The 15959-nt window shown below is 39.8% G+C and carries 16 protein-coding genes; 10 read left to right on the top strand and 6 right to left on the bottom strand.

The features are described 5' to 3' along the window. Window positions 1-36: 36 nt before the first annotated feature. From mshL to LS69_RS07270, 4 genes are read right to left on the bottom strand one after another with little or no spacing between them, the layout of a single operon-like run. Window positions 37-1518, bottom strand: a complete 1482-nt coding sequence (gene mshL / locus LS69_RS07255) for a pilus (MSHA type) biogenesis protein MshL (RefSeq protein ID WP_138123605.1) — start codon at window positions 1516-1518, stop codon at window positions 37-39. After that, window positions 1519-1806, bottom strand: a complete 288-nt coding sequence (locus LS69_RS07260) for a hypothetical protein (protein ID WP_138123607.1) — start codon at window positions 1804-1806, stop codon at window positions 1519-1521. Further along, window positions 1803-2405 carry a hypothetical protein gene (locus LS69_RS07265; protein WP_138123609.1) on the bottom strand — a complete coding sequence of 201 codons (603 nt, stop codon included), beginning with the start codon at window positions 2403-2405 and terminating at the stop codon, window positions 1803-1805. The genes LS69_RS07260 and LS69_RS07265 overlap by 4 nt, the downstream gene beginning before the upstream one ends. After that, complete coding sequence (locus LS69_RS07270; protein WP_138123611.1) at window positions 2402-3520, bottom strand: hypothetical protein; 1119 nt, start codon at window positions 3518-3520, stop codon at window positions 2402-2404. The genes LS69_RS07265 and LS69_RS07270 overlap by 4 nt, the downstream gene beginning before the upstream one ends. Window positions 3521-3791: 271 nt before the next feature. Here LS69_RS07270 and gltS point away from each other — a divergent pair, with 271 nt between their 5' ends. The 10 genes from gltS to LS69_RS07320 all read left to right on the top strand — a co-directional run bounded on the left by gltS (window position 3792) and on the right by LS69_RS07320 (window position 11388). Further along, window positions 3792-4997: a sodium/glutamate symporter gene (gltS, locus tag LS69_RS07275; protein ID WP_138123613.1), complete on the top strand. Its 1206-nt coding sequence runs from the start codon at window positions 3792-3794 to the stop codon at window positions 4995-4997. Window positions 4998-5050: 53 nt separating this feature from the next. Continuing rightward, window positions 5051-5536: a preQ(1) synthase gene (gene queF / locus LS69_RS07280; protein ID WP_202978667.1), complete on the top strand. Its 486-nt coding sequence runs from the start codon at window positions 5051-5053 to the stop codon at window positions 5534-5536. A 39-nt stretch (window positions 5537-5575) separates the two neighbouring features. Continuing rightward, complete coding sequence (locus tag LS69_RS07285) at window positions 5576-5761, top strand: hypothetical protein (RefSeq protein WP_138123617.1); 186 nt, start codon at window positions 5576-5578, stop codon at window positions 5759-5761. Window positions 5762-5872: 111 nt separating this feature from the next. Further along, window positions 5873-6613, top strand: coding sequence for a DsbA family protein (locus LS69_RS07290; RefSeq protein ID WP_138123619.1), 741 nt, complete (start codon window positions 5873-5875; stop codon window positions 6611-6613). Window positions 6614-6633: 20 nt separating this feature from the next. Beyond that, entirely contained in the window at window positions 6634-7782 is a 1149-nt protein-coding gene (locus LS69_RS07295; protein ID WP_138123621.1) for an ABC transporter permease, read from the top strand. Next, on the top strand, window positions 7783-8535 hold the full coding sequence (locus LS69_RS07300) for an ATP-binding cassette domain-containing protein (RefSeq protein WP_138123623.1): 753 nt from the start codon (window positions 7783-7785) through the stop codon (window positions 8533-8535). It begins immediately after the preceding gene. Window positions 8536-8543: 8 nt separating this feature from the next. Further along, the gene (locus tag LS69_RS07305) at window positions 8544-9347 is read left to right on the top strand and encodes an MlaD family protein (protein ID WP_138123625.1); all 804 of its coding nucleotides are present in this window, start codon (window positions 8544-8546) and stop codon (window positions 9345-9347) included. Window positions 9348-9365: 18 nt separating this feature from the next. Then, entirely contained in the window at window positions 9366-9944 is a 579-nt protein-coding gene (locus LS69_RS07310) for a hypothetical protein (RefSeq protein WP_138123627.1), read from the top strand. A 10-nt stretch (window positions 9945-9954) separates the two neighbouring features. Then, window positions 9955-10401, top strand: a complete 447-nt coding sequence (locus tag LS69_RS07315; RefSeq protein ID WP_238699245.1) for a dihydroneopterin aldolase — start codon at window positions 9955-9957, stop codon at window positions 10399-10401. 39 nt (window positions 10402-10440) lie between these two features. Continuing rightward, window positions 10441-11388, top strand: a complete 948-nt coding sequence (locus LS69_RS07320; RefSeq protein WP_138123629.1) for an aminoglycoside 6-adenylyltransferase — start codon at window positions 10441-10443, stop codon at window positions 11386-11388. Window positions 11389-11440: 52 nt separating this feature from the next. Here the strand turns inward: LS69_RS07320 and LS69_RS07325 are convergent, their stop codons facing one another. Next, complete coding sequence (locus LS69_RS07325; RefSeq protein ID WP_138123631.1) at window positions 11441-14557, bottom strand: multidrug efflux RND transporter permease subunit; 3117 nt, start codon at window positions 14555-14557, stop codon at window positions 11441-11443. Between the two features lie 74 nt (window positions 14558-14631). Beyond that, window positions 14632-15909, bottom strand: coding sequence for an MFS transporter (locus tag LS69_RS07330; protein WP_238699247.1), 1278 nt, complete (start codon window positions 15907-15909; stop codon window positions 14632-14634). Window positions 15910-15959: the final 50 nt, after the last annotated feature.

The following is a 15959-nucleotide window of genomic DNA, read 5'->3' on the forward strand; positions in this document are numbered from 1 at the left end:
CACCTTTATTCATGAGATTCCAATTTTTGCTATTGTTTATTTCCTAATATCCTCATCAATCAAGCGATAGCCTAAGGATTCTAAAGTCAATTCATTTTCTGCGATGATTTTGGGTTCAATGATGAAAATAATCTCTTCTGTGTTTTGCACTTCTTGTTGGTAAGAAAACAAAAACTTCAGCAAGGGTATATCGCCAAGCAATGGGACTTTACTTTGTTGGTTAATCGTATTTTGCGAAATCAGCCCACCCAAAACGATTTTTTGGTTATTTTTGACTTTGACGATAGAGCTTAGTTGGTTGGTTGTGAGATTGGGCGGTGTATCAAAGGCATTGCTTGGAATCTCGCTTTTGTTGTCTTTGGTTTTGGTGATAGAGGGATTGATTTTGAGCATAATTTCCTCCCCAAAAACAAGCGGGGTAATATCCAAAAGCACCCCCGCAAAAATGCTGGGATACTCATTATCGGTATTTGTCAATGTGGTTTGCGCATTGGTGTTTTGATAAATATTACTTTTTTTATAGCGCAAAATATCGCCCACGCTAATCATTGCGGGTTGATTGTTGAGTGTTAAAACTTTGGGGTTTGAGATGGATTGCACCACACCATAGGTTTTAAGAAATTCCACGATACGCGTCAAGCTCACGCCTTGTGAAAAAATATTCACTCCATAATGCAAACTGCGTCCGCCATCTCCACCGATGAGATTCAGTCCGCTGACATTGCCCATTTCGCCTTTGCCTCCCAAACTTGCACTTTCGCTAAATGGTGGAATCACGAGATTTTGCAAATCATAGAGGCTTTCCCAATTAATGCCCATTGTTTGCGTATTTTTATGCGAAACGCTTAAAATATGCACATCAATCAAAACTTGTTGTTGTAAGCGTTCGTGGAGATTCTGAATATAGGATTCTACCCTTTGAAGTGCCATTCTATCGCCCTTGACACTTACCAATCCTGCGCCACGATTGATAATCACGCGCCCATCTTCTGCTTTGGCATTAATGAGTGTTAAGATTTCAGATTCAATCGTTTCCCAGAAGTTAAATCCGTCCTCACTCTTGATATTAATGCCTGATTTGCTTAGATTCTCTTCTTGGCTTTGCGTTGTGTAGTAGTTTTGACGCTCTTCGTTATTAATAGAAACCGAAGTGTTGCTAACACCCTGCCGATTCGTGCTTAAATAATTGATTTTGAAAGTTTTTATATCATTGGTTTTAAGCTTTAAAATATCCTTATCAAAGGAATAATGCAAGTTTGCCGTATTAAAAAGCAACTCAAAAACAAAATCCAAATCCTTATCCTTGAAATTTACCATAGACAAGCTTTGAGCAAGTCTTGATTCCACTTCTGATTCGTCCCAAACCACGCTGAAATGGCATTCATTGGCAAATTCATTTAAAACCTCACTAACCTTGATGGGATAGCCTTGCAAAGTGAGATTAAAAAGGCGATTTTGACAAGCAAAAAGTGGGACAAATAGCAACAAACCAACAACACAGAATCTAATCAAAACCATTTATTTCCTTAACAACTTGGATTCTTGCAAACAAACCTTGCTTTGCTTTTGCGTATGGACTTCTTGCAAAAACACACAAGGATTTCGAATCCCAACAATCCTAAAATTCCCTTCTTGGGATTCAAAAGTTGCATTTGCAGGATACCATTTGCCATTGAGATTCACGCGCTCTCCCATAAATCCATAGAGTTTGATTTCTCCACTTTTATAGGAATCCCCACCATAATCAAAAGGATCAAATTCTGCAAACACCTTAACTAATGCTAATCCCAAAAGCAAAATCCTCATTCAAGGCTTCCCTGCGAGTTTGGAATCTCCCCGCTTTGTCGCCTATCAACCCCCAAATAAAACTCCAAATCCTGCGTTAAGGCATTAGGATAAAGATTGAGATGATAGATTTCTAAGTGTTGTTGCGATTCTAATTGTTCCAAAAGTGCGGAGAAGTTTTTGTATTTTCCTTTTGCATACAACAAAATTCTTTGGTTTTCTTGCTCTAGCATAAAGTCTTGCAAACCTTTAGAATCCGCGATTTGTCGCAGTGCGTAAATGCTAGATTGGTTTTGTAGCAGATTCTTTTGTCTCTCTTGCATTGAAATTTTTTGCTCCAAATCGTGTATCCAATCCTCCAAATCTTTTGTGTTATCTAGCGTTTTGTTTGCTTCAAAAACCCTTTGTAATTCCAAAAGTTGATGCTTTAGATTCATTTTTGTTTGATTTTTTGCCTCTAAGGATTCTTTGGCGCGTTCAAAAGTCGCGCTAAAAACCGCCAAAAATCCCACCAAAAAACAAAAAATAAACAACAAAATTAACTCGCGTTTAGATTTTTTCTCCAAATAAGATTCCGCGAGGCTTAAGGCAAGTTTTAGAGATTCTTTTACTCTATTCATTGTGGAATCCTAAGGGCGATTTGAACCCAATAAAAGTCTTGATATTTTTTGAGATTTAGGACATTTCCTAGCTTAGCCCTCTCCAAATCCTCCAAAACTTGCAACGCATTCTCGCCGCGCAAAAGCAGATTCAACAAGGTTTTTTCTTCCAAACCAAAATAAGCAATCTTCACATTGCATTGCTCCAAAAGCGGATTAAACGCATCTAAAAAGGGAATTAATTGCAACGAATTTGGCAAGGTGTTTTGAAGAAATTGCGCATTTTTATCATAATGGGATTGCAGGGATTCTAGCTTTTCTTGTAGAATCTTCGCTTGTTTTTGGGATTGTGTGTGGTTTTGGTTTTGATGGTGAATCTTGGCTTGTTGTTGGCTAATTTGTGATTGAAGGGATTGTATTTCTCTGTTTTCTAGCCCGATAAGCACGAGTAGCACCAAAAAAATTCCGATTCCAAAAAACACTCCCAATACCAAAAACTTCAACACTTTGCCGATTCTTTGTTGGCTAAAAGGAGGCGATTTTTCAAGAGGATTGAAATTAAAAGAATCCAAACGCTCAACTTCTTTAAGAGAGTGCGAAAGGATTTGCGCGTTAAATTGGGCTTGAAGAATCTCTAAAGATTCTTTTTGCGGAAAGTCTCTCGTGAGCCAAAAAGTAAGCTGCAAATTCTTATAAGTCAGCAAAAGAGATTCCAGCTTTTCTTCCGCGCTTTGGAGGTCTTTTACGCCTTGCAAGAAGACAATTTCTGATTCTACAAAGCAAATTAGCGTCCATTCCTGATAAGAATCCAAAACCAAAAACGCTTGGGATTCCCCCTCACTTAGATTGCGCAAAAACTGCGCACACAAAAAACAAGGGTGGCTAAGGTAAGTTTGCGCATCTTGCACATAGTTTTTCAAAGCCCCTTTATCAAGCAACAAACAATGATAAGTCTTGGAATCTTGTGTGCTAAAGCGCGAGAAATATTCACTTTGGCGCGATAAGTTTAACAAAGAACAAACTTTGTCTTCTAAAAAATCCTCCAAAATTTCCGGAGATTCTTGAATCTTTTGGATTTCTTTTTCGTTTAAAATCAAGGTATAAAATATTATTTCTTTGTTTTGAAAACTCTCCAAAATTCTCCAAGCCTTGCGATTTAAGTTTGCGTTAGCTTCGGATAATAGCCCAAAAAGCTTTTAAAGTATAGAGATTTTGGTGTAAAGACACAAAAAAATCAAAAATAGTAACGATTTGTAACATAGTTTGATAGATTCCAAAGAAATAGAATCCAAAAATAGCTCACGCATTGTTAATCTTGCTTCACACTCTTTAAGGTCTCACTAATTTAAGTCTTTATCAATGCGCTTTTGAATAAAATGCAAAAATCTTATATAAAGGAATCTTTCAATGATTATTTCTTTTAATGTCTATGCGACCTTACTTAGTATGATTTTTGTGCTACTTTTGGGGCGTTTTATTATTGGCAAGGTTAAAGTTTTGCGCGATTTTAATATTCCTGAACCTGTTGTGGGTGGAATCATCGCGGCAATTGTGATTTTTTTGCTCTATCAATATGGCAAGGTTGAATTAAAGTTTGATGGCTCACTCAAAGACCCTTTAATGCTTGCGTTTTTTACAAGCATTGGTTTAAGCGCGGATTTCGCTTCGCTCAAAAAGGGTGGAAAACTGCTCATTATCTTTCTTTTTATTGTTACGGGTTTGTTGTTTTTGCAAAACATCATCGGAATGAGTGTCGCAACTCTTTTGGGCGTAAATCCCGTGATTGGTTTGCTTGGTGGCTCTATCACAATGAGTGGCGGACATGGCACAGGTGCTGCGTGGGCGGATTTGTTCAAAAACGCGCCTTATCACTTTGGCGCAAGTATGGAAGTCGCAATGGCAAGTGCAACCTTTGGGCTTGTAATGGGCGGAATCGTGGGCGGACCTGTCGCGCGATTTTTGGTGAGAAAATACAAACTAGAACCCGACAAGCGCATACAAAACGATTCACCTGTAGGATTTGAAAAACCCGAAAAAGAACGGCTCATCACTTCAGGTTCGTTTGTGGAATCTTTGGCATTAATCACTATCGCGCTTTTTGGAGGGACTGAAATTGCAAAACTCTTTCAAGGGGGGGGGTTCACACTCCCGACTTTTGTGTGGTGTCTCTTCATCGGAGTGCTATTGCGCAATATTCTACAAGCAACAAAAATTCATCAAGTCTTTGATAGGGAAGTCTCTGTGATTGGCAATGTGAGCCTTTCGCTTTTCTTGGCTTTTGCGCTGATGAGTATTAACCTTTGGCAGCTTGTCGCTTTAGCCTTGCCTATGGTAGTGATTTTGGTTTGTCAAGTCGCAATAATGGTTACTTATGCAGTGTTTGTTACTTTTAGATTCTGCGGACGCGATTATGATGCGGCAGTCCTTGCAGCGGGACATTGTGGATTTGGCTTAGGCGCGACACCTACGGCAATGGTAAATATGCAAACCGTTACCCAACACTATGGACCAAGCCACGCGGCTTTTATTGTCGTGCCACTTGTAGGAGCATTTTTTATTGATATTATCAACGCACTTGTCATTAGCGGCGCATTGAAATTACCATTTTTTTAAGCCACCAACAAGGATTCTATGGCACAAAAGCCAAGAATCCAAAAGGAATATCTTTGAATCTATCACTTAAAGAATCCCTTACACATTTGGGAAATCAAACACAATATGCTTTTGAATATGACAAAAGCCTTTTAGAAACTTTTGACAATCAGCATTCACAGCGGGATTATTTTGTCAAGTTTAATTGTCCAGAATTTACAAGCCTTTGTCCTATCACGGGACAGCCGGATTTCGCCACGATTTATATTTCTTACATTCCTGATAAAAAAATGGTAGAATCCAAATCACTTAAACTTTATCTCTTTAGCTTTCGCAATCACGGAGGATTCCACGAGGATTGCGTAAATACGATTTTAAATGACTTAGTAGAATTATTGCAACCGCGCTATTTGGAAGTATGGGGGAAATTTATGCCTCGCGGGGGAATCAGCATTGACCCTTATGCAAACTATGGAATCCCTAATACAAAATACGCCCAAATGGCAGAATACCGCCTCACTCACCACGATTTGACTTTAGAGAAAATAGATAACCGCTAGAATCCAAAACTAGCACAACCACTATGTCATTGCGCGATTTTGAATTTCACATTGTGCTTTGGATTCCACGCCGTTATTGCGAGGCGCACGAAGCGCAACGAAGCAATCCATAATCACGCACAAAATGGATTCTATGATGGCGAGACTTTGGATTATAGATTTGTGCAGTGCAGACAAACTGCAAAGCAGCGTGTGCCACGAAGTTGTGCCAACTTCTCACAATGACGAATGGCAAAATCCCATTTAAGATTCCATTGCCAAATCCAAAAAGCGTAATTTGGTTTTCATTTTGCTAGAGATTATTATATAATACCGCTTGTTTTTAAAGGATTCTTTATGAAAAAAATATTTTTAAATGTAGCCCTTGTGGCAAGTTTTGCAAGTTTGGCAACAGCAGGATTTGAAGAGAATTTCAAAGCAAGTGTGAAAAAACGAGCCGACATTGACGCAGAAGTGCAGCTCAAAAAGCCGCTTAAAAGCTTCAAAAACCAATATTTCGTGATTGGGCGCACACAAAATGGAGAGATTTTCCCTGTGATTGTAAGCCAAGATGGAGGCTATTTTGTCGCGTTAAGCTCTATGATGAATCTCAATCAAGAAGATTCCCAAATGATTATGGAGGAGCTTAACAAAGCCGGTGATGAAAAAGAAAAACGCGATACAAAAATCCTAAACGAGCTTTTTGCGAGTTTTAATGCCAATGATTTTATTTATCTCAAAGGAGAGGGTGAGAATCTCCCCACTCAAATCATCGTAACCGACCCAGATTGCCCTTATTGTCGCAAACATTTAGAGATGATAGAATCCGAGCTTAAAGTCGCCAACCTAAAACTCATCTTCGCGCCTGTGCATGATAAAGAAGCCTTTATCAAGGCGCAATTAGCGATGAATCAAACCGCAAAGCTTAAGCTAGAAGACACAAAAGGCAAAATCAAGATTCTGCGTAAATTCTATTCTGACATCAAGCTTAGCAAACAAGAAATGGCAACAGACTTTAGCCAAGTGCGCACAAACACCGATAAAATCTTCGCAAGTAAAGCCATTAAAGGCGTTCCTTTCGTCTTTGAACAGCAATAATCTTGTAAAATGGTAATGGAATGCAAGCGGACTTAAGAGTAAGTTTTCACAACGCAAATGTCGTGGATATAGTCTTTAGCGGTCTTTGGGATAAAAGCCTCTCCAAACGCGCCTTAAGGGCTTTGGAAAAGAGTTTGGATTCTATCCTAAACTCTGCACAAAAGCAAATACTCCAAGTCAATATTACACTCCAAAGCGATTTTGATTTGGATTTTTGCGGTGGGGAAGTTTTGCTTAGGTGGCTAGAAAAGCTCCAGCGCACACCCAATCTCCAAATCCAAAGCAACGCCCTTAATTCCCAAAAATACATTCCTATCTTTAAGATTCTACAAGACAAAAAACTCCCCGAAAAACAAGCAATTACGCAAGAATTAATCCAATTACATTTAGATACTTTTAAGATTCTAAAAAAATGGAGCAATCACGCGTTTTTGACTTTTGGGTTTTTGGGTGAAATGATTTATAATCTTTTGCTAGGATTCGTAAATCCCGCAAATATTCGCCTTAAAGCCTTGTTTTTTCAGATTCAAGAAGCCTTAATCAAAGCGATTCCAATCGTTTCTCTTGCTTGTTTTTTAATCGGAATCGTAATTGCCTATCAAGGAAGTTTGCAGTTAGAACAATTTGGCGCGAGTATTTTAATTGTAGAAATGAGTTCTATGCTGACTTTACGCGAAATGGCACCGATTATCACGGCTATCATCATCGCCGGGCGCAGTGCTTCGGCATTTAGTGCAGAGATTGGAATGATGCGCGCCACACAAGAAATTGACGCGATGAGCGTTATGGGATTCAACCCAATTAGTTTTTTGGTTTTGCCCCGCGTGATTGCGCTTTGTGCCGCGTTGCCTTTGGTGGTTTTCATTGCAGATATTTTTGGATTAGTCGGCGCGATGTTTGTCTCGCAAATCCAGCTAGGAATCAGTAGTGAGCAGTTTGTGGAGCGATTTTTGCAAATGGTTGAAATACGGCATTTTTGGATAGGATTCCTCAAAGCTCCCTTTTTTGGCTTAATCATCGCGCTTATTGGTTGCTATCATGGGTTTATCGTAGCAAAGGACACGCGCAGTATTGGAATCCATACAACAAAAAGCGTGGTGGAATCTATCTTTTGCGTGATTGCCTTTGACGCGTTATGCTCGGTCCTTTTCACACAAATAGGTTGGTAAATGGAATCCCAAAGCAAAATTAGCCAAAATATCATAGAAATCCGCAATCTCACAACAACCTATGGCACACGCACAATCCACGATAAAATTTCCTTTAATATCGGCAAAAAAGAAATCTTTGCCCTACTTGGCGGAAGTGGAAGCGGCAAAAGCACCTTGCTTAATACAATGATTTTCTTAAAACAGCCCAAAAGCGGAGAAGTGCGGATTTTGGGGCAAAATATTTGGAATCTCAACGCCAAAGAAACCTTGAAAATGAAATTAAATATGGGCGTTTGCTTCCAATTTGGCGCGCTTTTTAGCTCTCTTAGTGTGCTAGAAAACCTCACGATTCCTTTACGCGAATGGACGCATTTTAGCAGTGAGGATATAGAATCTCTCGCGTATATTTGGCTTACACGCGTAGGATTAAACGCAGAAGTGGCAAATCTCTATCCTAATGAATTAAGCGGAGGAATGGTAAAACGCGTGGGGTTAGCACGCGCACTTGCTTTAAACCCAAAAATCTTGTTTTTAGATGAGCCAACGAGTGGATTAGACCCCAAAAGTGCAAGGCATTTTGATGCGTTGATTATGGAATTGCGAGATTTGCTTGGAATTAGCGTTGTTATGGTAACGCACGATATGGAATCCGTTAAAGGCGCGGTGGATAGAATGATAATCCTCAAAGACAAAAAAGTGTTCTTTGAAGGCAGTGTGCGCTCGTTGGCACAGCAAACAGAATCGCTAGATTTGTTTTTGTATCAGATTTAAGGAGTTTTATGGAAGCACGATTAAATTATGTTTTGCTTGGTGTGTTTTTTGTCGTCTCTTTAGTTGCATTAGCAGGATTCGTGTTTTGGATAGGCAAATACGATAGGAATCTCAAAGACTATCACGAATATTATCTCTATAACAAAAGTTTGCCCAAAGGGATTCGCACAGAAACTCCTGTGCGCTATCTTGGGCTTCCTGTTGGGTTTGTCAAAAGCTACAAGCTCAATGAAAGCGCGGAAAATGTGGAAATTACACTTTGGATTAAAAAAGAAATTGTTTTAAAAGAGGGTTCAAAGATTTTTGTAGATTCGCAAGGGCTTACCGGTGGGACTTTCCTATCCTTAGTGCAAGGCGATGGTGCGCCTTACACAGAGGGGGAAAGGGTTATCTTAAGCCTACAAGAAAATTGGATTGAAAAAATCGGAGGCAAAGCAGAAAGCGTGTTTGATAGGCTAGAGATTAGTGTGTCGCGTCTCAATCGGCTTTTAAGCGATAAAAATTTAGACAATATCGAACAAACACTCTCCGGCTTAGCAAACTTGCCTCCAAGACTAGAAAGCGTCCTTACAACAGCGCAAAAAGAGATTGCAGGAATCGGGGAAAGTCGCCGCGTGATTCATCAAGACATTACAAATGGGGATTACAATTTACGCGCGATTTTAACGCCACTTTTGGTGGATTTGGAGCAAAACTCCAAAATACTAGAGCAGATTTTGCAAAGAGCGGAAATGTCTATGGAGGATTTCTCCAACGCGCCAAGCGAGTTTCTTTTCGGCAAAAGAACGCAGACTTTAGGTCCTAGAGAATAAAAATTAAGGAATAGATAAATGATGAAAAAAACTGCAATAAGTGTTTTATTTTTGGTATTTGGGTTGATTTTTAGCGGTTGTTTGGGTAAAGAACTGCCGACGATTCATCACTATGAGTTGAGTTTGGATTCTAACTTTGGCAAAGCGACAAACAGCGCGACAAAAAATGTGCGCAATCCACAAGAGATTCTTTATCTTGGCACAGACGCAAGTCTTAAGATTGCAAGTAAAAAAATAGCTTACAAAACTAACGCCAATACGATTGAATATTTCGTCAAAAACGAATGGATTGAACCTTTGCCACTCATGGTGGATTCTCTTATGCTAAAAGCCACTAAGCAAATGGGATTCTCTCTTGCTAGTGAGAAGAAAAATGGAATCCCAACACTTAGCTTGAATCTCTTGGATTTTTATTATGACCAAAAGCGCGAAATTGTAGTGCTAAATCTGCTTGTCAAACAAAACCACACAAGCTTTCTACTTAACCAAGAAATCAAGGTGCAAAGCGGCGGATTCCACGCGATTATCTTAGCGATGAATCAAGCCATTAATGCCGCGCTTTTAGAATCCCTCACTTCTCTTAAAAATAGCAAATAGGATTTAGAAAATGCAAGAGGAATCCAGCCGCGCATTAATGGGGGAATACACCATTTGTTTAGAAGATTTTGTGCTAGAAACAATTATCGGGATTTTGCCAAAAGAGCGCGAGAGGGCGCAAAAGATTAAAATTAATGCGGAGTTTATCTGCCAATGGAATCCCAAAACACACTTTGAAAACGCAGAATCTCATTTCTCTTTTGCTGATTCTAGCAATCCTCCGCTAAAAAATCACGACAACATAGAATCGCAAAACTTCTTAGATTATCGCGATTTGCGAGAGTTTATCAAGGATTCTTTCGCGCGAGAGTTTGGGCTTTTAGAAGAAGCGCAAAGCTACTTTTATCGCGAGATTCCCCTGTGTTTCCCGCAAATCAAAGCCTTTTGGATTCAAATTACAAAATTAGAAATTTTTGAGGATTGTAAAATTTCAATAAAAATAAATTATCAAAAATAGAAATAAAAGCCAAATTTTAGATTCTTAAAGGAGCACATTATGGGCGCGAAGCAAAGGCATTCTCTTAACCAGACTCATCGCACAACCATTCGCTCAAAAATGCGCAACGAACGCGAGATTCTAACCCTCATCTTTGATTTTGCCCAAAACCATCAAGCAATCCGCGCAGTTACTTTAGAGGGTTCAAGGGCAAATCCAAACATCACAAACGATAGATTTTGCGATTATGATATTGTATTTTTCTTGAATAGGCAAACCTTACAGGGTTTTATAGAGGACAAAAGCGATTCGTGGTTGGGCTATTTTGGCAATCCATTAATGCTTCAAAAGCCAGAATCTATGGAGCTTTATCCGCCGGATTTAAAGAAAGGTTGGTTTAGCTATCTTTGTCTTTTTGATGATGGTGTGCGCATAGACTTTAAGCTCATTCCGCTTGAAGATATAGAGTTTTATCAACACAATGAACGCTTAATGCAAGTTTTGCTTGATAAAGACAAGCGATTTGCGGACGCGCTTCCTGCGAGTGATTGTGCGTTTTTTATCAAGCCCTTAAGTAGGCAAAGTTTTTTGGATTGTTGTAATGAATTTTATTGGCTTTATGTGTGTGTGGAAAAAGATCTTTTGCGCGGTGAGATTTTACTCGCAAACGCTCATCTTAATTTTATGCGCGAATCTCTTTTGATTATGCTCTCATGGCACATTGCCATTTCGCGTGAGGCTTTTGATTTCTCACTTGGCAAAGAATATAAATTTTTACCCCGATTCCTAACCAAAAAGCAAACGCAAAAACTCTATGAATGCTATCATCTAGGAGACAAAAAACAAGCAAAAAAGACACTTAAATCTCTTGAAAAGCTTTTTGCCAAAATTGCGCGAAAAGTTAGAGATTCTCATTTCAAAGATTTGCACACCTTGCCTTATCGTGCAGAATCCAAAGCTTATACAAAAATCCTTAAACACATCGCCAAAAGCCCAAAAACCAAATGAAATTAAGAATCGCCCTTAAATCATAACACAAAGATAACTTGCCAAATCAACACTAAGAGGCATTCCGCTTCTTAGCAATCCATTCGCTTAAATTTGCTAGATACACAAAGAAAAGCGGGATAAAGAAAATCGCTAAAAAAGTTGCGCCAAGCATTCCGCCAAGCACACCTGTAGCGATAGAATGACGGCTTAATGCCCCAGCACCGCTGCTAATTGCCAATGGTAAAACGCCCACACTAAAGGCTAATGAAGTCATCACAATCGGGCGGAATCGTAGCTTTGCCGCGCCAATGGCAGAATCCACAATGCTTTTTCCCTCATTCTCGCGAAGTTGCATTGCAAACTCCACAATCAAAATCGCGTTTTTTGCGGCAAGTGCGATAAGGACAAGCAATCCTACTTGAAAATAAATATCATTTTCTAATCCGCGTAAAAAGGTCGCCAAAATAGCCCCAAAAAGCGCGAAAGGCACAGCACCCAAAACACATAAAGGCATCAACCACCGCTCATATTGTGCAACAAGAATCAAAAACACAAAAACAAGTCCGAAGACAAACGCCATTGTGCCGCTGTTTTGGCTTACTTTTTCTTGATAAGTAGAACCAAAATAATCAATATCATAGCCCTGCGGCAAAACCCTAGCGGCAATCTCTTCAATAGCATTGATTGTATCGCCACTTGAATAACCCTCATTGGGATAACCGATAATCTGCGCGGCAGGAAAGAGATTAAAACGATTCACAATTTCTGCGCCGATTGTGTGTTCAAAGCTCAAAAGCGCACTTAAAGGGACAAAATTCCCATCTTGGGATTTCACAAAAACATATTTCAAATCTTCAGGGGCTTTACGATAATCTTGTTCGCTTTGGGCAATCACGCGAAAGGTGCGGTTAAACAATTCAAAATTATTGATATAATAACTACCAAAAGTTACTTGCATTGTCGCAAAAACATCAAAAATATTGACATTTAGTGCGGCGGCTTTTTCTCTATCTAAATGCACAGCGATTTGAGGCGTATCTACGGCAATGCTTGTAAAAGCATAGCGAATCTCTTTGCGCTTGAGCAATTCTTGCACGACTAAATCTGTGTATTTTTTTAGCTCTGCAAGGGGCGCACCCTCCTTGCTTTGAATATAGACATTTACACCGCTTGAATCTAGCCCAATAATCGTTGGGGATTGATTGGCGATAAAACGCGCATAGGGATAGCCTTGAAGCTCTTTTGTAACACTCTGAATAAACGCGCGGTCGCTTTTGTCTTTGTCCTTGCGTTCGCTCCAATCAATAAGGCGATAATACCCCACGCCTCCATTGCTTTTTAAGCCTTGAGATAGCTGGCTAAAACCCGCGATTGTCGTCATTTCTGCTATGAGTGGATTGTTTTTTAGAATCCCAATCAAATCTTTTTGCACTTGTGTCGTGCGCGAGAGTGAAGCACCTTCGGGCAAAATCGTATGGATATTTACGATTCCCATATCTTCAGCAGGGACAAGTGAGTGCGGTGTGCGAGAAAATAGCTCGTAGGTCGCAAAAAGCATAACAAGAAGCAAACAGAGAAATAACAAGCCTCTTTTAAGGACTTTTGCGACTTGCAATGAAAACTTTAGCGTGAGTTTTTCAAAAAATTCATCAAACTTTGCGACAAGATAAAAAGGCTTGGAATCTTTCTTTTTTAGATACATTGCACAAAGGCTCGGCGTGAGTGTGAGCGCAACACAACCCGAAATCACCACAGAAATTACGATTGTAATAGCAAATTGACGATAAATCTCTCCGCTAAATCCTCCCATAAACGCCACAGGGATAAACACCGCACTAAGCACCAAAACAATCGCAATTACAGGCGTAGTGATTTCTTGCATTGAACGAATCGTTGCTTCTTTTGCATCTAAATGCTCTTGGTGCATAATGCGCTCCACATTTTCAATCACAATAATCGCATCATCTACCACGATTCCAATCGCGAGAATCAGCCCAAAAAGCGTTAAAAGATTAATGCTAAAACCAAAGAGATAAAGCCCGACAAAAGTGCCAATAAGCGAAACCGGAATCGCAATACAAGGGATAATCGTCGCACGCCAATTTCCCAAAAAAAGATAAATAATCAAGACAACTAGAATAATCGCTTCAACAAAAGTTTTCAAAACCTCTTTCATGGATTCCACAATAAATTCTGTGGGGCGGAAAGGATTAGAATATTTCATACCTTCAGGGAATTTTTGCGATAACTTTTCCATTGTCTTTTGCACATTGTTTGCGACTTCTAAGAGATTTGCGCCGGGTTGTAGAGTGATTCTAAGCGGTATGGAGGGCGTAGAATTATAAAAATACGAAGTCAAATATTCTTGCGCTCCAAGCTCCACTCTCGCGACATCTTTAAGACGCAAAACCGAGCCATCGGGATTCGCGCGAAGAATGATTTGTTCAAATTCTTGTGGCGTTGAAAACAATCCTTGCGCAACAATCGTATAGGCAAACTCACTCCGCGCAATCGGCTCTACTCCGAACTTTCCGGGTGCAAATTGTGAGTTTTGTTCTTGAATTTTTTCAATCACTTCAAGCGGTGCGATATTCAAAGTCGAGAGTTTATCAGGTAGCAACCAAATGCGCATTGCATAATCCGAGCGTCCCCACAAATCCACATCTCCGATTCCGCTAATGCGCTTAAGCTCGTCAATAATATTTAAAAGCGCGTAATTTGCAAGATAAAGTTGCGTATGGTGGGGATTGTCTGAATAAATATGATACAAGCCAACCACAGCAGTAGAGTTTTTGCGCACCGTGATTCCAAGTCTTTGCACCTCACTTGGAAGCCGACTTAATACCGCTTGCACACGATTATTGACATTTACAACTGCCATATCAGGGTCGGCTTCGTTGTTAAAAAACACGCTTAGATTCATCGTGCCGCTACTTGTGGTTGAAGTGCGGATATAAATCATATCTTCCACGCCATTAATGCTGTTTTCTAAGATACTTGCAACATTGGTTGAAATCGTCTCCGCACTTGCACCCGGATAATTTGCGCTGACGACAACTTGCGTTGGCACGAGCTTTGGGTATTGCTCAATAGGCAGATTCAAAAGGCATAGAACCCCAGCAATCACGACAATGATAGAAATAACCGCCGAAAATGCAGGACGATTGATAAAAAACTTTGAAAACATAACTTTTCCTTGAAAATGCCCTTTTGACTTCAACCCAAGCCAAAAAATACCATTTTAGCATAAAAATTGTGCCATCAAGATTCTTTCGTGTTTTTTTGATAATTTTTCCCCAAAAATATTCCAACCAATCCCCAAATAAACGAAAATCCAGCACCCACAAGTAGCACACAAAGAATCCCGATGTTTGCCAAAATACTTTCAAGCTGTGCCGAGAGTGCGTCTCCACCACGATAAACCACCGTATCAAGGAAGTTTTTAACCTTATATTTAGAATCTGAATCTAGCGGGACAAAGAGCATTTCGCGTCCGGGTTTAACAAGCGCATATTCACCCACGCGACGAATGCTCATCACCACCACCAAAGGCAAAAATGTGGGGTGGGTGAAGCTAAGCGTGATAAATCCTAATGCAATGATAAATCCAAGTGCGCTTAAAAGGCTCGTGATTCCAAAAAAGCGCGCGATTTTTGCTGTCAAGAAGATTTGGATAAAAAGTGAGCTTAGTTGCACGATTAAGTCAATGTTTGCAAATGCGGCGATTCTTTCTTCGCGCGAGGCAAAAAGTTCGCGCACGATTCGCGCTTGTTCCATATAAAGAAAAGTCGAAACAGCAGTGAGCAATAAAATAAACGCACAAAGGGCTAAAAGATATTTAGAAGCGATGATGAGTTTGAAGCCTACAAAAGGATTCTTTGAGCCAATTACCCTATCAAAACGACTTAGGGATTCTGCACTTTCAAAGGCTTTGAGTTCGCGTAAAATGAGGTTTTTGAGCAAAAGCGCAAAGAGCAAAAGAGTGATAGAAAGAAAAATAAGATTTGCCACGCCCAAATTTGCCACCAAGATACTCGTGCTGCTCGCTCCTGCAATGCTCCCTAAACTCGCTCCTGCGGCGATAATTCCAAAAAGCCGATTACTCGCTTCTTTGCTAAAAACATCAGCAAGCAAACTCCACGCGCTCGAAAAAGCAAAGAGATTAAACACACTAATCCAAACATAAAACACGCGAGAAAGCCAAATAAAACTCTGGGTGTGCGGCTCAAAAAGATTCATTAGAATATAAAAAATGATGAGATTCAATGCAAAAAAGACAAACACACAATCTGCATAGAATCGGCGTTTAATCTTGCCGCTAAGCCACATTAGCGACAAAGAGGCAAGAATGCAGATAATAAAAGTCGCTAAAAAGAGCCATTTAAGCTCATCTTTGCCACCCTCTAGCCCAAGTGCATCACGCATAGGACGCAAAATCGCATACGAGCTAAACAGCAGAAAGATAAATCCGCAAGATAAAGCAAGGAGCTTTAACTCGCCCTCTTTGAGACTTAGGATTCTATAAAGCATAGTTTTCATCATCTGCCTTTTAAAGTTTGATAACGCATTGGAGGTGAAATTATAAAGTA

It is taken from the genome of Helicobacter sp. MIT 05-5294 (assembly GCF_000765675.1).
GTDB lineage: Bacteria > Campylobacterota > Campylobacteria > Campylobacterales > Helicobacteraceae > Helicobacter_D.